Here is a 17,929-nt window from a genome sequence, read left to right as displayed (position 1 = left end):
AATGGAGGTTAGATGTGAAAGTGGAGCAAATAATAGAATTTTTGAAAACATTTGTAATGTTATTTTTAGAACTATTGACTTTATTTATAATAGTTAGTTTCATTGTGAGTTTGATTCAACAAATAGTTTCAGAAGAAAAGATTAAAAATTTCTTAAGTAAGCCTAATCAAACCATTAATTACATATATGGGATGATATTTGGTGCTATTACACCTTTTTGTTCTTGTTCTACAATTCCTATACTTGCGGGACTATTGAACTCAAAAGTATCTTTTGGACCAGCGATTAGCTTTTTGATAGCTTCTCCTTTAATGAATCCGCTTATGATATTTATGTTATGGGTGTTATTAGGTTGGCAAGTTGCGATTGTTTATTTAATCGTAATAGCGATTTTGAGTATTTTAACAGGATTTGTATTTTCAAAAATGAAATTAGCGAATAGTTATAAAGGTATAAATGTAAAAGGTGATGGATTTTTTGCTAATAAAACAGGGTCTCGTTTTAAGCAAGCATTGAATGATGCATGGGCTTTTTTATACCCAATGCTCCCTTATTTATTAATAGGCGTGTTTATAGGATCTTTCATTTATGGTTTTATACCAGCCGCATTCATTACTCAATATGCGAGTGGCGACAGTATTATTTCTGTCATTATTGCTTCTGTAATCGGTATACCGATGTATATAAGACCAGAAACGATGCTCCCTATAGCTGAAGCGTTAGTTTCTAAAGGCATGTCTGTAGGCACAGTAGTAGCTTTAATAATAGGTGGTGCAGGAGCTAGTATTCCGGAAGTCATTTTGCTATCTAAATTATTTCAGAAGAAATTTGTAATTTCTTTTATTATGGCAATCTTAGTAGTAGCTATAGGAACAGGTTTAATCGTTAACCTTATTATTTAAAGGAGGTGAGATAATTGAGTATTAAAGATATGTTTAAAAAGATAAAACCTAAAGAACAAGAGTGTTGTTCTGTAGAATTCGAGGAAAAAAATGATAGTAAAGATAACAAAGAAGATAACAATGATCAATCTAATGAATAAAGGTATAGTAATTTTTACTTAATATGTTTCTCTTTCAATACAAAAACGCCCTCTAAGTTTTCACTTTTTTAGTGTATACTTTGAAGGGCGTTTTAATAATTAGTGGATGTGAATTTTCTATTGAATATCTTTGCTTAAAGTATTATCAATAAAGCACTCTAATGAGTCTCTTAATTCTGTGTATTGTTCATTTTCCATGTCTAATTTTTTAAATGAAGTGACGACTTCGTCTAAAATGGCACTTTGTGTTTCAATACCTTGTTGAGTTAAAGAAACACGTAAATTTCTTTCATCATTAACCGCTCTTTCTCTGTTAATGAATCCTTTTTCTTCTAATTTTTTTAAAAGTGGTGTTAGAGTACCTGAATCTAGGTATAATCTATCACCTAACGTCTTGATATTGATCACTTCTTTTTCATCTATAGCTACAAGAACGATATATCCAGTATAAGTTAAATTATATTTCTTTAATAACGGTGTATACTTTTTAATTAATTCTTTTGACGCAACATATAATAAGAAACCAATTTGTTTATCAATAGGTGGTAAACCCATTTTATCATCCTCCTTACGTCAAAATTAAGCCTATTATGAAATGGGTTCAAAGTCAAGTTGTAACAAAAATGTTCATAAAATTGCATAAATTATGGTGCTCAATTTACTATTTATATGAATTTTTTGGAAATAAGATAGAAAATAAATAAATATTGAATTTTCAGTTAAATTACAGCTGAATTTTTGATATTCTTATAGGTATAGCAAAGTGAGGTGGTGGGTGGATGGATAAACAGAATGTTCCTGAAGAGTTAGTTCAAGAAATTGTAATGAAAGCTGGTCGTGTCCTTTTGGAAGCTGGAGCAGAAGCGTTCAGAGTAGAAGATACGATGTATAGAATGGCAAAACATCTAGGCTATCCAAATAACCAGTGTTATGTTAGTTCCACATTCATCAACTTTGCTTTAGACGTAAACGATAATATTAGGGTATATCGTGTTAGTAAAAGAGATACAAATTTGGGAGATATTCATCGTGCGAATAATGTATCACGAATGCTCGTGAACGAACAAATTACTGCTATAGATGCATTGGAAAGACTGAATAAAATACATGCTTCACCTTTACCTTACTCACTGAAACTTAAATTTTTTATAGCGGGATTTATATCACTGTTCTTTCTATATTTATATAGTGGGGATATGCAAGATATATTGGCTACCTTTTTAGCAGGTGCTATAGGTTATACTATAGTAGAATTAGTGCACTCTTGGACGAGAGTGAAATTTATTGCAGAGATTATTGCAGCCGCCGCAATTGCCTTAATTGCCATCTATAATCAAATGTGGCTAGGTGGAGATACACTTAATATCGTTATCATATCAGCAGTCATGCCAATTGTACCAGGTGTATTAATAACTTGTGCAATACAAGATTTATTCCTAGGACAACTGTTGGTAGGTATTTCTAAAGGGTTAGAAGCGACCTTTACCTCTATTGCTATCGGAACAGGTGTAGGTATTATATTATTAATTTTCTTTTGAGAGGTGAGGTACGTTGATAACAATAATCTTAAATATAGTATTTAGTTTTGGTGCATCTTGTTTTTTTGGATTATTGTTTAACGCGCCAAAATATTTACTTGTACCAGCTGGTCTAGTTGGAGCTGTTGGCTGGGGAATGTTTCAAATTAGTATATTCTATGATTATTCAGATATTCAGGCATCATTCTTTGGTGGATTTTTTGTTGGTATCATGAGTCATTATATGTCGAGAAAATTTTTCTCTCCTGCCATCCTTTTTATTATCCCAGGGATTATCCCACTTGTTCCCGGTGGTACAGCTTATCAAGCAATTAGAAATTTAGTGCTTAACAATTATCATGAAGCATTAGTCACAATGATACAAGTTGCTTTAATATCTAGCGCTATAGCTCTAGGGTTATTAATATCTGACTTGTTATCTAAATTATATTTTACTTATGGTAAACAAATAAAATTAAAAAGAAACTAAGAAATCAGGCAAGATAGTTAATCATCTCGCCTGATTTTATCATTTCCTAGGAAATATATTATTCATAAATGTACTGTATAACTTCCAATGCTTGCTCAATTGTTTCTACTGTAACATTTGCTTTATTAGATAGTTCTTTAAGTGGATGGATTAAATCTGTAGGTCTCACAATAATTAATGGTTTATTTAGAGTAATCGCAGCAGACGCATCCATTGCTGTATTCCATTGTTTATACTTTTCTCCAAATAAAGCGATAACAATATCTGCTTTATTCATCAATACTTGTGTACGTAAGTTGTTGATATCAGAAGCAGCGTTATCTCTATAATAATTGTTAGGTTGCTCTCCTAAGATATCTTCACCAATGTTATCTGAACGATCATGGTTTGTTTGTGGACCGACAAATGTTAGTGGTAAGTCTTGTTGCTTAGCTTTTTGTGCAAGTTCATCACGCCAATCATCATGAATTTGACCTGCTAAATAAACAGTTAAATTTAACATATAATAAAATCATCCTTTTAACTAAGTTTAACATATGCAAAAGGATTACATATTTGATATGATTGTAAAAAATATAATAGTTCAAAAATTATGAAAGTGGGTCCTAAATATGTGTTCAGTAACAATTGATAAAATTAAAAATGAAGAAGTTACGATTTTATCTAAAATTTGTAAACAAACTTTTAGTGATGCTTTTAAACATACAATGTCTGAAGAAGATTTAAAAACATTTTTCAAAGAGGCTTATAGTACAGAGGCATTACTAGATGAAATGAGTAATAAACAATCATGGTACTTTTTTGCCAGATATAATGGAGAAGTAGCAGGTTATATGAAATTAAACATTGGAGACGCTCAAACAGAACCAAAAGGTGAAGACTATTTGGAAGTACAGCGATTGTATATGTATCGCGAATTTCAATCCAAAGGTATAGGTAGCATACTTATGGAAAAAGCATTTGAAATTGCGCGTGACAATGGAAAGAAAAAATTATGGCTAGGCGTGTGGGAAAATAACCACAGAGCTATAGAATTTTATGAAAGACATGGCTATAAAATAACAGGATCACATCAATTTTATGCAGGGAATGACATATCTACAGATTATATAGTAGAAACAAATATAAGTTGATTATAGAAAAACACTTCCGTATAGATTCATGTAGTATGAACCAATACGGAGGTGTTTTTATTATATTTTTATAATTTGAGATCAGATTTTCACTGATGAAAAGGTAGATATGTTGCAAGAGAAAGTCCACGTGCGACATAATGCCTCCGAAAGTTGCAAGACGAGATCCACGTGCAACATAATGCCTCCGAAAGTTGCAAGACGAGTTCCACGTGCAACATAACATACTCCTTATTGACAAGACTACTGAGAAAAGGCAATAAGGCTATCGTTATTGACACGTTTTACGAGAAAAGACAACAAGACTACCGTTATTGACAGGTTTTGCAAGAAATGACAATAAAAATAGAGGTTGAGACATGTATTTATGTCTCAGCCTCTAAAAATTCAATAAGCCATATTATAATAAACTTTGAATAGCATCGACTAGACTGTAAATACCTAAGAATGATACTACAAGTACTACAAACAGCCCGATAATATTCAACACGATACCATTTGCGAATTTTCCCATCATATTTTTCTTGTTTAAAATGATAAATATTAAAATCGCAATGATTGGTAAAATAACGCCATTTAAAGCTTGTGCGAGTAACAGTACTTCAAGTGGTTCAAATCCTAGCGCTGAAGTTATAATACCGATAAATATAACAACAGCGAATACGAAGCGGTATTTTTTGCTTTTAACGCCACCTTTCCAACGTAAGCAACTGCTTATTGTTGCTGCTGCGCCCATTGGAGAGGCTATTGCTGAGGATAATCCGGCTGAAAATAGTCCGATACTCATAAATAATGGTGCAAAATCTCCGAGAATTGGCTTAAGAGGCTCAGATAGTTGAACAAGACTTGATACTTCATCTCCTTCAATTAATGTACCAGCTGTGATCAGTATTGCAGCGGATATGATACCACCTAAACCTATCGCAACGATTGTATCTATACGTACTGCCTTTAAATCTTTAATACCGTTAAATCGTTCGTGAATAGAACTCGCGTGTATAAAGAAGTTATAAGGTACGACAGTTGTACCTATTAACGCGATAACTGTTAATAAAGAGCCATTAGGTATACTTGGTACAAATGCTCCTTTGAGTACTGCACCAAAGTCTGGCTGTATAACAATAACTGTCGTAACAAATATAATGCCCATTACTAATACAAGAACAGTCATGACTTTTTCGATTAAATCGTAACTACCAATTAAACCTATGCATAAAATGATAACGCCAATAATAGGTGCGATAACATTTTCAGGCACTCCTATTAAATAGGCGGCACCTAAAGAAGTTCCTAGCAAATCTCCGGATATGTATGCAGCACAACCAACAGCAACAGCTATCATACTAAACCATACTGTGATGAGTTTTAGTAAATGATGATTGAATATATCCCGGATTGCTTCACCTAAGCCTTCATTGGTAACGAGTGCTAAACGTGCAACCATTTCTTGAAGCGCAATGGTCGCGATAATAGAGAATAAGACTGCCCAAAGCAGACTATATCCAAAGCCTGCACCCCCTTGAGTCATCGTTGTAACAGTTCCAGGACCTATGAAAGAAGCGGTTATAATCATACCTGGTCCGAATATACCAAAGTTACTTTTCCTTTTATTTTCTACGATTTAAACCATTCCCTTCGTTTACAAAAACATTAAGCTTTATTTAAATGTTTTATATGTCCTGCTAATACGTAAAGCACAGCTGTAGATACAAAGTGAGATGAATTTTGATTAGCGTCTTGCATTGGATAGACTTCTACAAAATCCATACCAACTAAACCTAATTTTCCAAATTCATAAATCATTGTTAATAATTCATAACTTGTTAAACCATTGCCATCTACAGGTCCTCCTGGATTAAAAGCAAAGTCCAACACATCACTACAAATCGTTAAATATACAACATCTACATCATTACTTGCTTGCAAATATATATCTTTAGCGAACTTGCGTAAATCGTCAGTTTCACGTATATCATTGATTGTAATCGTAACTGCTCCATTTTCTTTAGCGAACTTTCCTGTTTCAGGATGGTTTCTTGGACCGTGTATTCCTGTATGAATAAGGCTTTCATTACGAATACCTTCAGTTTCATAAAGTCTCATGAAAGGTGTATTACGAGCGAATTGCTCATTTTCATAATTCGGCATATTATCATAATGTGCGTCTAAATGGATGATACCTACACGTTTTCCAGTGTTAGTTAAGGCTTTTAAAATTGGATAAGTTATACCATGATCCCCGCCTAAACCTACTAGAAACTTTTCAGAACGCCATAAATTTTCGGCAAATTTCTCTATGTTTTGTACAGTTTCATCAACGTCATGAGGTACTGTTGAAACATCGCCTACATCACCGATTGTTAAATGTTCGTGTACATCAATATGATCCAATTCAGGAAGATAACCACTGTATCTTGCTGAAGACAGCCTAATTTGCTTAGGACCTAATTCACAACCTGTGTAGTCTCCCCAAGTACACGGGCCTTCAAATGGAACACCATAAACTAATACATCAGTTGAATAATCTTTACTCTTTGATAAATTTTGTGATCCTAAAAAACAAGGTGTATTGCCATAAATTCGTTCACTCATTGTAATAATACTCCTTTCTCTTAATAATGGTAATTATATAAAAGTATTCACTAGTTATCAAATTTTTCTGAATATTATTTGGTATAATGGGAATAATAAATTAAATATTAATAAAGATTCGGAGGTATTTAACGAGATGAAAAATAAAGTGTCATTTTTATTTGCATCAATAATAATTTTATCTGGTTGTAGTATTACGATAGGCGAACCAGCCAAAGATAATAATGCTAAACAGGAGGATAAATCGGAGAATAATGACACAAATAATGAAAACAACAAACAATCTACTCCTAATATTGATATATTGTCACAAGATTTTTCCGATAATTATATGAATGCTAATCATGTTACAGGCTACAAAGGTCTAATAAAAAATATGAATAAAAAAGAAGTTCAACAAAAATATGGTGAAGAAGATTATATAAGAAACTTTTTAGGAAGAGAAGGCTACGTTTATGGAAACTTTATGGTTATGTATTACTTAGGAGCAGGGAATCCAATTGAACAATATAGTATTATACCGAATCAGAATGTGTCTTATAAAGAGTTTGTTGATTTTCATGGCGAACCTACACAAGACTTAAGAAGAGGGCAAGGACACTCATTCGTTATTTACAATAAAACGCCGAATAACGGTTATCAAATAGCAGTTTATACAGAAGGCAGTAATGAAGATGATGAAATAAGATATATTATGCAATATCCTGATGACTTTGAATTCTCAAATTCAAGCAATGATGAAAATACAGTCATCACTCGAGATAATGTCTTTGATGCAGTAGAAGCATTTGAAGGTATTGATAAAGTAGATACTGATAAAACAATTTGGAAAGAACCTGAGAAAAAAGATGATACTTTTGGATTCTCATATACTGATAAGAACGGAAAATTATTAGGTTCTTACAACGTTAGAGAAGATGGATATGTGGAATCTTTTGATGAAAAAGGTAATAAAATAAGAGCCGGCTATATAAATCTTAACGACTAAAATAATAATTTATTGAAGGCACTGCAAGGTTGAAAAAAATCAACTAAAGAAGCAGTGCCTTTTTTATCTTGTAGTTATTGGAGATGCCAAATAATGCATTATTTGGATATTGACAAAATGAATGGAACCGGTTACAATCAAAAGTGAATATTTTATTTTTTATAAGCTTTGGGAACCGGTACCATTATAGAGGAGTGAATTAAATGAATTATAAAAAGGAAGCTGAAAGCATAATTGATGCGATAGGCGGTAAAGAGAACATAGATGCTATTGCACATTGTGCGACTAGGTTAAGATTAGTATTAAAAGATGAAAGTAAAGTAGATGAAGATAAGTTAAGTAATCTGGAAGTTGTAAAAGGGACTTTTTCAACGGGTGGACAATATCAAATCATTATTGGTTCAGGAACAGTTAATAAAGTATTTAATGAAATGGAAAAATTAACAGGACTTGAAGCTTCAACATCTTCAGAAGTGAAAAATCAGTCTTCTAAAAAGTTAAATCCAATACAAAAATTCGTGAAAATGTTATCAGATATATTTGTTCCAATTATTCCAGCCATAGTTGCTGGTGGTTTATTGATGGGACTCAACAATATCTTAACAGCAAAAGATTTATTTTATGATAATCAATCTTTTATAGAAGTACATGATCAATTTTCAGGTTTAGCAAGTATGATTAACGTGTTTGCTAATGCGCCATTTGTATTCTTACCAGTACTTATCGGGTTTAGTGCTGCAAAACGGTTTGGAGGTAATGCCTTCTTAGGTGCTGCTTTAGGTATGATATTGGTACATCCTAGTTTAATGGACGGTTATGAGTACCCAGAAGCTTTAGCGAAAGGCGAAAAAATTCCGACGTGGGAATTTTTCGGTTTATCTATTAAAATGGTAGGTTACCAAGGACAAGTTTTACCGATATTGGTAGCTTCATATATTCTTGCTAAATTAGAAATAGGGTTTAGAAAAGTCATTCCTTCAACATTAGATAATCTATTAACACCGTTATTATCAATATTCTTTACTGCATTTATCACTTTTGCTGCAGTAGGACCAATCACGCGTTCAGGTGGTTACTTATTATCTGATGGCTTAACTTGGTTGTACGAATCAGGTGGAGCAATTGGAGGATTGTTATTTGGTCTACTATATGGTCCGATTGTAATAACTGGTATGCACCATAGTTTTATTGCAATTGAAACTACATTGATAGCTGATACTGCAAAAACTGGCGGATCATTTATCTTCCCAATTGCAGCAATGTCGAATGTGGCTCAAGGGGCAGCAACGTTAGCAGCTTTCTTTATTGTTAAGAATAAAAAATTAAAAGGTGTAGCATCAGCTGCTGGTATTTCAGCATTATTAGGTATCACAGAACCTGCTATGTTTGGTGTTAACTTGAAACTACGTTATCCATTTATAGGAGCTATTGTTGGTTCAGGAGCAGGAGCGTGCTATATTGCAGCGACTAAAGTAAAGGCAATTGCTTTAGGTACAGCTGGGTTACCTGGATTTATTTCAATTGCGACAGGTAGTTGGTTAAACTATATTATAGGTATGGCAATAGCTATAATTGTTGCATTTGTAGTAACGATTGTACTTTCAAGAAGAAAAGCATACAAAGAATTAGAAAATTAAAGTTTGTAAACATAATATTTGTTTCATGGTCATGTATTCTCGTACAATGGTACTGAAGATAAAATGGAGGTATAAATCATGAAATTAAATGAAATAGATGTAAATGAATTATATCCTACTGAAAAATTAGGACCAAGTGTACTTGGTACAATTATTTATAAAGTAGGAGAACAATCACAATTTAAAGGTGCTTATATTACTACAAATGAACGCGTAATAATGAGTGTCGATATGAACGGTGAACCATACAGAAGAGTTTTCAGTTACCAAGATATTAAAGCGGTAACGATTGAAGACAAAGGTGTATTATTTATCGAATTTCCAGAAGGAAAAGTAGCAATGATCGATATTGAAGAAGGCGACGTAGAAGCTTTCAAAGATTACGTAAACGAGCGCGTACAATAAAAATTGGGGAGTGGGACAGAAATCTTATTTTGATAAAAAGATTTCGTAGTTCCACCCTTTTTTTGTTTTAATAAATAAAATCGTAGATGTTGCAAGACGAGTTCCACGTGTAACATAATTATCCAGTCCATTACTGCCAATATAAAGAAAGAGTTCGAGACAATGATTTATGTCTCGAACTCTTTAAATTTTTATTATTTTGTAAGCATGTCTTTTAAATATTTCGTTTGTTTTTCTATAGATATCGGGTCAGAATACATAAACAAGTTTTTTGGATAATAGTAAACTTGATCTTCTTTGACAGCTTTAGTATTTTTCCATATGCTTCCGTCAATTAGTGAAGATTTTGGTTTTTTACCATCTTCGGTAGGGATTAATAAATAATCTCCAGAATATTTACTAAAGTTTTCTAATGAAGTTGATAACCAACCTTCTTTAGGAATATCTTCTTCTGCTGATTTAGGGTGTTTAAACCCAAAGCCTTGATAGATAACTTCCGAACCACGACCAAAGTTATTTCCGATTAACGTTAATTCTTTAGGCCCGACTTCCATTATAGAAACTGTGCTATCTTTGCCTAATTTTTCTTTTACGTCTTTTCCTTCTTTAGTCATTAAATCTTCTAGTTCTTTTACTTGTTCTTTAGCTTTGTCTTCTTTACCTAACAATTTACCTATTTCAACGTGAACTTCTTTAAAAGTACGTTTACTATGGTCGAAAGGAACTGTAGGTGCAATTTTTTCATACTTTTTAATTTGAGGATTTGCATTATATGTGATAATCAAATCTGGTTTCAATTTCGTTACTGCTTCTATATCTTCCGAACCTACGCGTTTAGCATCTTTATCATCTACAAATTTAGATTTAGGAAAATCTGCATCCACACCGACTGGATCTATACCAAGTTTTTGGAAGTTTCCTTGGTTAGTTGTTAATACGACAACACGTTTTGGATTATTTGGAATTTTGATTGTTTTACCTTCGTCTGTTTTATATTTATGAGTTTCGTTACTCGATGAATCGTCATCTTTGTTGTTACATCCAGCTAAAATCAGTAAAATGGTAGCTAAGAAAACAAGTAATTTTTTAGACATATGTATCTCTCCTAATTGATAATAGATTTCGATTATAACATATTTTCCAAAAACAAAGATTTAAAACTTTAGTATTTGTTAAATAAAAGGGGCTGGGTTGAAGTGGAAGAAATTCGAATAGAATGTCCAGAGATTTTCGATTTTGAACAATGTTTAGAATACTTTAAAAGAAATGAAAATGAAATTTTATTTAGCGTAGTTGATCAAGAAATTTATAAAGCAGTTAAAATAAATAACCTTAATATATTAATACACGTATCATACGTACCACATTACTTAAAAGTAGAAATTTTAAATCAAGATTTGATTACGCCTTTAATCGTAGAAAAACTTATTTCATATATAGAAGAATGGTTTGATTTCTCAACAGATTTATCTTCATTTTATAATGATGTTAAAGATAATAAAATATTAGCACCATTAACTGAAGAGTTATATGGATTAAGAATAATTAGAATTCCAGAATTTTTCGAAGCTATTACATGGGGAATCATAGGACAACAAATCAATTTATCATTTGCTTATAAATTAAAACGAAGGTTAGTTGAAAAATATGGTGAATCAATACCATATAAAGACAGACAATATTACATTCATCCATCACCAGAAAAAATATCAAATGTCACAATTGAAGAATTAATGGAGCTAAAATTTTCACGTAGAAAAGCAGAATATCTTATAGATATTGCAAATAAAATTCAATCACAAATTATAACGAAAAAAATGTTGTTAAATCTAACAGATAAAGAAGAAATAGAGAAAGCTCTAACAGATTTAAGAGGTATAGGACCATGGACAGCACACTACGTCATGATGAGATCATTAGGTATAAAAAATGCTTATCCTGTAGGAGATGTTGGTTTGCAAAATGCTTTAAAATTAATTTTAGAATTAGAACAGAAACCTTCTAAAGAATTTATGATAGAACTTAATAAAGATTGGGAAAAGTGGAGCTCTTATGCAACATTTTACATTTGGAGAGCGCCATATTTGAGGAATATTAAATAGGGTATTTAGCGTAAATTAGTAATAATAATCAAAAAATAACCATCTAGTTAATGCTTTGACAGTTACCTAGAATGGTTATTTTTTATTTTATAAATATATATGATTTCGATATTTTATATTTTGAGAGTAGTAAAATATAGAAGTTTTTATTTAAAGTTCTTCTTCTGTACCATTATAAAATAATTTTGGATCTATAGATGCTTTAAGTGAGTGTGCAACTGTGCAATATTTTTCGACACTTAAAGAGATTGCGCGTTTTAATTTTTTTAAATCTACTTCTCCTTCAACATCAAAAGTAAGTGTAACGTTTTTTACTGCACGGGATGTAGTGTCTTCTCGTTCATCATCTACTGTGATTTCAAATTTTGTTACATCTGCTAATCTTTCTTTCATTATGTTTGTCACGTCAATTCCAGTACATCCTGCTAATCCGCTTAACATCAATTCAACTGGAGATGGCCCGTTATCATCGCCACCGGATGCGGCTGGTGCATCTGAAATGATATCATGACCGAAATTAGATTGTGCTGTAAATGTTTTGTTGCCTTTCCATATAGATTTAATCATCTTAAGTCCTCCTCGTAATATTTAACTTCATTGTATCAAGAGGCGTGTAACTACACTAACAAATTGACTAAAGGTTTAGCTAGTTATGACGATTTTTAATTTAATTATTTATTTTTTGTTTTTCTCTCATTTGTTCATATTCAGTTCACATTGCGAAGATATGATATATATATATAAATTCAAGAGAGAAGGACGGATAAGCATGAAACTAGCATTAAAAGAACTTAAGTATTACAAATTTAAATACTTACTTGTAACATTGATTTTATTCTTATTAGCATTTTTAGTGTTATTTATTTCAGCTTTAGCACAAGGGTTAGCTAAAGAGAACGTTTCTGGAGTAGAACAATGGAAAAAAAGTGAATATGTAATTGCTAACGATGCGGATAATAATTTAGGACAATCTGACATTTCGGGTAAAAATGAAGCAAAAGTACAAAACATTGCAAAAGGTGACACGATTAGAACTGCAATGCAAAAAATTAATACAGATGATGGTAAAGCAGACATCATGTTTACACAACTTACAAATAACATTCAGCCTAAACCTTCAGAAGGAGAATTACCTAGTAACGGTAACGAAGTTCTATTAAATGAAAAATTAAAAGCTGAAGGATTTGAGATTGGTGACAAAATTAAATTATCTGATGAGAATCAAACGTTTAAAATTGTAGGATTTGCAGATAATTTAATGTATTCACATACTTCAATGGCTTATGTGAATGAAGCGGGAATGAATGATTTGAAAGGCAATCATATTGCTTTAATCGCTTATGATAATTTAAATAGTAATCAAAAAAATCAAATTAATGATTTAGAAAATGTAAAAGTCATTCCACAATCTGATTTGATGGATGCAATACCAAGTTATAATGCAGAGCAACAACCTTTAAATCTTATGATTGTATTTTTATTCGTAATTTCTGCGATTGTGATTACAGCATTCTTCTATGTTATGACAATTCAAAAAACAAGCCAGTTTGGTATTTTGAAAGCAATAGGTACTAAGAACAAACAACTTATTTCATCATTAATGATTCAAATTTTAATCATAACGTTAATAGGTGTGGCATTAGCTATTGCAATTATCTTAGGACTAAATACTGTAATGCCAGTGACAATGCCATTCTACTTAAATACAAACTTAATGTTATTGATGGTTGGTGTATTTATTATTGTTTCATTAATCGGTGCAGTATTATCACTTATTAAAGTAATGAAAATAGAACCACTAGAAGCTATAGGAGGAGAATAATAATGGGATTAGTAGTAGAACATGTTACAAAATCATTTGGTGAAAAAGACGCAAAAACTCAAGTATTGAATGATATTAATTTTACAGCAAACAAAGGTGAACTCATTGTATTAAATGGTGCATCAGGTTCTGGAAAATCAACATTATTATCTATTATAGGTGGCTTATTAGATAAAAGTTCTGGAGATATAACTTTAGATGATTTAAGCTATGTTGATTTATCAGATAAAAAATTAACAGATATGAGATTAAATCAAATCGGATTTATTTTTCAATCGTCACATTTAATACCTTATTTAAACGTTACTGATCAACTTATGTACGTTGGACAAATGGCCGGAATGAGTAAGAATGAAGCTAAAAAAAGAGCTGAGAAATTATTAATAGATATAGGGTTAGAACATAGATTGAAATCTTATCCGAATGAATTATCAGGCGGAGAAAAACAACGTGTAGCTATCATGAGAGCTTGGATGAATGAACCTAAATTAATCTTAGCTGATGAACCAACAGCAAGTCTAGATTCTAACCGGGCAATAGAAGTGGTTAAAATGATTAGAGATAATGTTAAAAATAATCAATCAATAGGAATTATGATTACTCATGATGAAAGAAGTTTTGAATTCGCTGATAAAGTAATAAAACTAAGTGATGGAAAAATTGAAGAACAAGTTTCATAATATTTTATAATTGAAGAAAATGTAAAAAACAAGCATTCAAAATAAAACGCTCAATCCGCAAACTTTGGATTGGGCGTTTTTAATATTTATATTACTTATTGATAAATCCTTTTTGATTTAAACGTTCTAAAATATCTGGGCGTGATTTTTTACTCATCATTTTAGCAATTTGTTGTGACCATGATTCAGAACGTTGTCCATTCGTACGTTGTTCATAATATGTTTGTATATCTTTGTCGTAGTTTTTAATTTGATTCAACTGTTGAACTTTATCTGCGTTGTATTTATTTTCATGGAACACATGTTCAAAAGGTAATCTTTGTTTAGGTGAACCTTGATCATCTTCAGAAGGTACACCGATTGCCATTCCAAATAGAGGGAAGACATGCTCAGGTAAGTCTAAAATTTCGCTTACACGTGCAACGTTATTTCTTAAAGAACCTAAGAATACAATGCCGTAGCCCATATCTTCTGCGGTTAATGCGACATTCTCAGCAGCTAAAGCAACATCAATTGTGCCGACCAATAAACCTTCAGCAGATTCAAAACTATCTTGCATATTTTCTTCTGCTTCTTCATTAATTAGGCTATGACGATAATAATCTATGACGAATACAAATAAATAGCCATTGTCTATTACGTGTTGTTGTCCGGATACTTCTTTTAAAGATTTCTTAATTTCTGGGTCACGAATACCTATAATTGAATAAGCTTGAACATAGCTTGAAGTTGAAGCCATTTGCCCAGCTTCTACTAATTGTTTTACTGTTTCATCTGATAATGGTTCATCTTTAAAGTTTCTAATAGAACGATGTTGTTGTGTTAAATCATACACTGATTGCTTCATACGTAAGTTACTCCTTTAATATTTTATATAATTAAATTTTAGCAAAAATAATAAAGAAACTCATACTAAGTAGCTCAGCGTTTTTTGTAGATAGGTAAATGCGGTTCGATAAAATGAAATTATCGAACCGCAAATGAAAAATACAGGTCGATAAAATGAAATTATCGAACCGCAAAATTGAAATAAGGGTAAGACATCATTCAATGTCCCACCCTTAAATATTGATTATGAAACTTGATTTAATGCTTTTTCCAAGTCATTAATGATGTCATCAACAGATTCTGTACCTATTGATAAACGTACTAAGTCTTTCGTTACTCCTGAAGCTATTTGATCTTCGTCTGAGAGTTGTTGATGTGTTGTGCTCGCTGGGTGAATGACTAGTGATTTCGAATCTCCAACATTAGCTAAGTGTGAGAATAATTGTAATGATTCTACAAAGTTAGCTATGGAATCAACATCGCCTTTAACACCAAATGTTAGAATAGCGCCTTGTCCTTTTGGTAAATATTTGTTGGATAATTCATGATATGGATTAGATTCTAATCCAGGATAATTAACCCAACTTACTTTGTCATGTGCTTCTAAAAATTCAGCTACTTTTTGAGCGTTTTCAGAATGACGTTCTACTCTTAAGTGTAATGTTTCTAAACCTAATAAAAATTGATGTGCATTATAAGGTGATAAAGCAGGTCCTAAGTCTCTTAACAATTGAACACGTGCTTTTGTTATGTATGCAGCTGCACCTACATCTCTTGCATATGAAACACCATGATAACTAGGATCAGGTTCAACTAAACCTGGGAATTTACCGTTGTCCCAATTGAATTGACCACTGTCTACGATAACTCCACCAATTGAAGTACCATGTCCACCAATGAACTTTGTTGCAGAATGAACTACGATATCAGCACCGTGTTTTATAGGTTGTAATAAATGTGGTGTAGCAAATGTATTATCAACAATTAAAGGAATGCCATTCTCGTGCGCGATGTTAGATACAGCTTCTATATCCAAAACATCTATACGAGGGTTACCAATTGTTTCGGCGAAAATTAATTTTGTATTTTCATTAATTGCAGCTTTAAAGTTCTCAGGATCATCCGGATTTACAAAATTAACCTTGATGCCTAATTTTTTGAATGTAACTGCAAATAAATTATAAGTACCACCATATAAATTAGTAGAAGCAATAATTTCAGAACCACTTTCAGCGATGTTTAAAATACTTAATGTAATAGCAGCTTGTCCACTACCAACACCTAGCGCACCAACACCACCTTCTAAAAGTGCGATTCTTTTTTCGAATACATCATTTGTTGGATTCATAATACGAGAATATATATTGCCTTCTTCAGCTAACGCAAATAAATTTTGAGCGTGTTCTGTAGATTTAAATGTAAATGAAGTCGTTTGATGGATAGGAACGGCTGTTGAGCCTGTAACAGGATCTGGTTCTTGACCCCCATGAATTGCTAATGTTTCTTTATTCCAATTTTCTTGAGTCATTGTGTTAACCTCCTTTAGTTATATCTGCCATTATAATCAGATAATTCAAAAGTTTCAATCAATTCTGAGTAAAAAGATAAGAAAATAACAAAATATTAATAATTTATAGATAGGTTAATTTTTTAGATTTTATATTAACAAGTGTATAATAATTATAAATGTAGTGATTGAAGGGGAGAGTATATGGTAGCCATTAGAAGGGTTGAAATCCATGATGCAGAAGAAATTTTGAATATGGATTATAGAAATAGAACTTTGTTTGAAACATTTTCAGCAGCAGATAAAAAAGACTCGGATTATCGTTTATATAACTATAGAAAAAAGGTTGATAAGCAATTACAAAATATGAAAAATGACGAAGGGTATCACTATGTCATTGTTAGTGACGAAGATGAGGTTATAGGGACTATTGATTTATTTAGCGTGGTCAGACATAATATTCAAAGTTGTATGATAGGGTATGCAATTGATGAAGCATATAGTGGCAAAGGTTATACGACATATGCTGCAAAAGAAGTTATAAGAATCGCATTTGAAGAATTAGGATTTCATCGTGTTGAAGCGGGCGTCCAACCATCTAATATCGCTTCAGTCAGAGTGGTAGAAAAAATAGGAATGAAAAGAGAAGGTTTAAACCGAGCTAACGTACGTATTAAAGGTGAATGGAAAGATCATTATTTATACGCTATCGTCAACGATAAGTTTTAAGGAAGGGATAGAAACATATTGAATATTGTATTAATTGGTTTGATATTATACTTGATGCTGTTTGCAACATATAAATTTTTACTTGAGAAAAAGAAATATACAACGATACATTTTACATTTGTTCTTATATTTCTTAGTTTCAGCCAAGTGCCAATTATGTATTATGAAAAATTAAATAGCACATTAAATACCGCCGCATTAACTATCGGCTTAGTCTTTATATTTCTGATTAGTTTTTCGATGTTTATTCAAGTTATATGTAATATATTGTCTAACACGCAACTTGTTAGTGAAAAGTATATAGAAAAAATATTTAAAATCGCATCAGATCCTATAGAAATGATTGCAAATATATTTAAAGTAATATGGTTATTATTGTTAGGCATCACCGTAATTCAAAATGCTAATATATTATTAGGCATCATTATATTAATAAGTCTGTCTCTTATACACATCT

Annotated in this window: 21 protein-coding genes; 13 read left to right on the top strand and 8 right to left on the bottom strand. The window is 31.8% G+C overall.

Going from position 1 to position 17,929, the window contains the following annotated elements; genetic code table 11:
* Positions 1–14 precede the first annotated feature (14 nt).
* Positions 15–902 carry a permease gene (locus CD135_RS08510; protein ID WP_082894565.1) on the top strand — a complete coding sequence of 296 codons (888 nt, stop codon included), beginning with the start codon at positions 15–17 and terminating at the stop codon, positions 900–902.
* A 14-nt stretch (positions 903–916) separates the two neighbouring features.
* Entirely contained in the window at positions 917–1,042 is a 126-nt protein-coding gene (locus tag CD135_RS08505) for an alcohol dehydrogenase (RefSeq protein WP_070045510.1), read from the top strand.
* Positions 1,043–1,159: 117 nt separating this feature from the next.
* Here the strand turns inward: CD135_RS08505 and CD135_RS08500 are convergent, their stop codons facing one another.
* The gene (locus CD135_RS08500) at positions 1,160–1,597 is read right to left on the bottom strand and encodes a MarR family winged helix-turn-helix transcriptional regulator (RefSeq protein WP_070045511.1); all 438 of its coding nucleotides are present in this window, start codon (positions 1,595–1,597) and stop codon (positions 1,160–1,162) included.
* 224 nt (positions 1,598–1,821) lie between these two features.
* Between CD135_RS08500 and CD135_RS08495 the strand changes: the two genes are divergently transcribed.
* Entirely contained in the window at positions 1,822–2,580 is a 759-nt protein-coding gene (locus tag CD135_RS08495; RefSeq protein ID WP_016998416.1) for a threonine/serine exporter family protein, read from the top strand.
* A 13-nt stretch (positions 2,581–2,593) separates the two neighbouring features.
* The gene (locus CD135_RS08490; RefSeq protein WP_064205335.1) at positions 2,594–3,049 is read left to right on the top strand and encodes a threonine/serine exporter family protein; all 456 of its coding nucleotides are present in this window, start codon (positions 2,594–2,596) and stop codon (positions 3,047–3,049) included.
* Positions 3,050–3,107: 58 nt separating this feature from the next.
* On the opposite strand, the gene CD135_RS08485 is transcribed toward CD135_RS08490, so the two are convergent.
* The gene (locus CD135_RS08485) at positions 3,108–3,551 is read right to left on the bottom strand and encodes a YtoQ family protein (RefSeq protein WP_016998414.1); all 444 of its coding nucleotides are present in this window, start codon (positions 3,549–3,551) and stop codon (positions 3,108–3,110) included.
* 109 nt (positions 3,552–3,660) lie between these two features.
* Here CD135_RS08485 and CD135_RS08480 point away from each other — a divergent pair, with 109 nt between their 5' ends.
* Positions 3,661–4,182 carry a GNAT family N-acetyltransferase gene (locus tag CD135_RS08480; RefSeq protein ID WP_064205333.1) on the top strand — a complete coding sequence of 174 codons (522 nt, stop codon included), beginning with the start codon at positions 3,661–3,663 and terminating at the stop codon, positions 4,180–4,182.
* A 400-nt stretch (positions 4,183–4,582) separates the two neighbouring features.
* On the opposite strand, the gene CD135_RS08475 is transcribed toward CD135_RS08480, so the two are convergent.
* The gene (locus CD135_RS08475) at positions 4,583–5,755 is read right to left on the bottom strand and encodes an Nramp family divalent metal transporter (protein WP_064210835.1); all 1,173 of its coding nucleotides are present in this window, start codon (positions 5,753–5,755) and stop codon (positions 4,583–4,585) included.
* A gap of 77 nt (positions 5,756–5,832) precedes the next feature.
* Positions 5,833–6,774 (bottom strand): agmatinase family protein, encoded by a 942-nt coding sequence (locus tag CD135_RS08470; protein WP_103269242.1) that lies wholly within the window; start codon positions 6,772–6,774, stop codon positions 5,833–5,835.
* Between the two features lie 136 nt (positions 6,775–6,910).
* On the opposite strand from CD135_RS08470, the gene CD135_RS08465 reads away from it, so the two are divergent.
* The 3 genes from CD135_RS08465 (at position 6,911) to CD135_RS08455 (ending at position 9,804) form a co-directional block, all read left to right on the top strand.
* On the top strand, positions 6,911–7,762 hold the full coding sequence (locus tag CD135_RS08465) for a hypothetical protein (protein ID WP_103269241.1): 852 nt from the start codon (positions 6,911–6,913) through the stop codon (positions 7,760–7,762).
* 203 nt (positions 7,763–7,965) lie between these two features.
* A complete protein-coding gene (locus tag CD135_RS08460; RefSeq protein WP_064210837.1) occupies positions 7,966–9,399 on the top strand; it encodes a sucrose-specific PTS transporter subunit IIBC in 1,434 nt (477 codons plus the stop codon).
* A gap of 78 nt (positions 9,400–9,477) precedes the next feature.
* A complete protein-coding gene (locus tag CD135_RS08455; RefSeq protein ID WP_016998408.1) occupies positions 9,478–9,804 on the top strand; it encodes a hypothetical protein in 327 nt (108 codons plus the stop codon).
* Between the two features lie 194 nt (positions 9,805–9,998).
* Here CD135_RS08455 and CD135_RS08450 read toward each other — a convergent pair whose 3' ends face one another.
* On the bottom strand, positions 9,999–10,898 hold the full coding sequence (locus CD135_RS08450) for an ABC transporter substrate-binding protein (protein ID WP_016998407.1): 900 nt from the start codon (positions 10,896–10,898) through the stop codon (positions 9,999–10,001).
* A gap of 102 nt (positions 10,899–11,000) precedes the next feature.
* Here CD135_RS08450 and CD135_RS08445 point away from each other — a divergent pair, with 102 nt between their 5' ends.
* Positions 11,001–11,906, top strand: a complete 906-nt coding sequence (locus CD135_RS08445; protein WP_103269240.1) for a DNA-3-methyladenine glycosylase family protein — start codon at positions 11,001–11,003, stop codon at positions 11,904–11,906.
* 150 nt (positions 11,907–12,056) lie between these two features.
* On the opposite strand, the gene CD135_RS08440 is transcribed toward CD135_RS08445, so the two are convergent.
* Positions 12,057–12,473, bottom strand: coding sequence for an OsmC family protein (locus tag CD135_RS08440; RefSeq protein WP_103269239.1), 417 nt, complete (start codon positions 12,471–12,473; stop codon positions 12,057–12,059).
* A gap of 202 nt (positions 12,474–12,675) precedes the next feature.
* On the opposite strand from CD135_RS08440, the gene CD135_RS08435 reads away from it, so the two are divergent.
* Positions 12,676–13,728 (top strand): ABC transporter permease, encoded by a 1,053-nt coding sequence (locus tag CD135_RS08435; RefSeq protein WP_103269238.1) that lies wholly within the window; start codon positions 12,676–12,678, stop codon positions 13,726–13,728.
* 2 nt (positions 13,729–13,730) lie between these two features.
* Complete coding sequence (locus CD135_RS08430) at positions 13,731–14,408, top strand: ABC transporter ATP-binding protein (RefSeq protein WP_103269237.1); 678 nt, start codon at positions 13,731–13,733, stop codon at positions 14,406–14,408.
* 91 nt (positions 14,409–14,499) lie between these two features.
* Here CD135_RS08430 and nfsA read toward each other — a convergent pair whose 3' ends face one another.
* Both nfsA and CD135_RS08420 read right to left on the bottom strand, forming a co-directional pair.
* Entirely contained in the window at positions 14,500–15,255 is a 756-nt protein-coding gene (gene nfsA / locus CD135_RS08425; protein WP_103269236.1) for an oxygen-insensitive NADPH nitroreductase, read from the bottom strand.
* Between the two features lie 225 nt (positions 15,256–15,480).
* Positions 15,481–16,764, bottom strand: coding sequence for a homocysteine synthase (locus tag CD135_RS08420; protein WP_017000987.1), 1,284 nt, complete (start codon positions 16,762–16,764; stop codon positions 15,481–15,483).
* Between the two features lie 183 nt (positions 16,765–16,947).
* Here CD135_RS08420 and CD135_RS08415 point away from each other — a divergent pair, with 183 nt between their 5' ends.
* Positions 16,948–17,472: a GNAT family N-acetyltransferase gene (locus tag CD135_RS08415; protein WP_103269235.1), complete on the top strand. Its 525-nt coding sequence runs from the start codon at positions 16,948–16,950 to the stop codon at positions 17,470–17,472.
* An 18-nt stretch (positions 17,473–17,490) separates the two neighbouring features.
* On the top strand, positions 17,491–17,929 hold a 439-nt coding region (locus CD135_RS08410), incomplete at its 3' end, for a hypothetical protein (RefSeq protein ID WP_142382248.1).

This window comes from Mammaliicoccus lentus, assembly GCF_002902755.1.
In the GTDB taxonomy this organism is placed as follows: Bacteria; Bacillota; Bacilli; order Staphylococcales; family Staphylococcaceae; genus Mammaliicoccus; species Mammaliicoccus lentus.
The sequence above is the reverse complement of the archived record's forward strand: the minus strand, read 5'-3'. Positions and strand labels throughout refer to the sequence as shown.

Excerpts from the sequence above, each read along its gene's own strand:
- CD135_RS08500 (WP_070045511.1), bottom strand. The coding sequence starts at position 1,597 with ATGGGTTTACCACCTATTGATAAACAAATTGGTTTCTTATTATATGTT.
- CD135_RS08420 (WP_017000987.1), bottom strand. The coding sequence starts at position 16,764 with ATGACTCAAGAAAATTGGAATAAAGAAACATTAGCAATTCATGGGGGT.
- CD135_RS08440 (WP_103269239.1), bottom strand. The coding sequence starts at position 12,473 with ATGATTAAATCTATATGGAAAGGCAACAAAACATTTACAGCACAATCT.
- CD135_RS08470 (WP_103269242.1), bottom strand. The coding sequence starts at position 6,774 with ATGAGTGAACGAATTTATGGCAATACACCTTGTTTTTTAGGATCACAA.
- CD135_RS08485 (WP_016998414.1), bottom strand. The coding sequence starts at position 3,551 with ATGTTAAATTTAACTGTTTATTTAGCAGGTCAAATTCATGATGATTGG.
- CD135_RS08480 (WP_064205333.1), top strand. The coding sequence starts at position 3,661 with ATGTGTTCAGTAACAATTGATAAAATTAAAAATGAAGAAGTTACGATT.
- nfsA (WP_103269236.1), bottom strand. The coding sequence starts at position 15,255 with ATGAAGCAATCAGTGTATGATTTAACACAACAACATCGTTCTATTAGA.
- CD135_RS08475 (WP_064210835.1), bottom strand. The coding sequence starts at position 5,755 with ATGATTATAACCGCTTCTTTCATAGGTCCTGGAACTGTTACAACGATG.
- CD135_RS08430 (WP_103269237.1), top strand. The coding sequence starts at position 13,731 with ATGGGATTAGTAGTAGAACATGTTACAAAATCATTTGGTGAAAAAGAC.
- CD135_RS08450 (WP_016998407.1), bottom strand. The coding sequence starts at position 10,898 with ATGTCTAAAAAATTACTTGTTTTCTTAGCTACCATTTTACTGATTTTA.
- CD135_RS08465 (WP_103269241.1), top strand. The coding sequence starts at position 6,911 with ATGAAAAATAAAGTGTCATTTTTATTTGCATCAATAATAATTTTATCT.
- CD135_RS08415 (WP_103269235.1), top strand. The coding sequence starts at position 16,948 with ATGGTAGCCATTAGAAGGGTTGAAATCCATGATGCAGAAGAAATTTTG.
- CD135_RS08495 (WP_016998416.1), top strand. The coding sequence starts at position 1,822 with ATGGATAAACAGAATGTTCCTGAAGAGTTAGTTCAAGAAATTGTAATG.
- CD135_RS08435 (WP_103269238.1), top strand. The coding sequence starts at position 12,676 with ATGAAACTAGCATTAAAAGAACTTAAGTATTACAAATTTAAATACTTA.
- CD135_RS08455 (WP_016998408.1), top strand. The coding sequence starts at position 9,478 with ATGAAATTAAATGAAATAGATGTAAATGAATTATATCCTACTGAAAAA.
- CD135_RS08460 (WP_064210837.1), top strand. The coding sequence starts at position 7,966 with ATGAATTATAAAAAGGAAGCTGAAAGCATAATTGATGCGATAGGCGGT.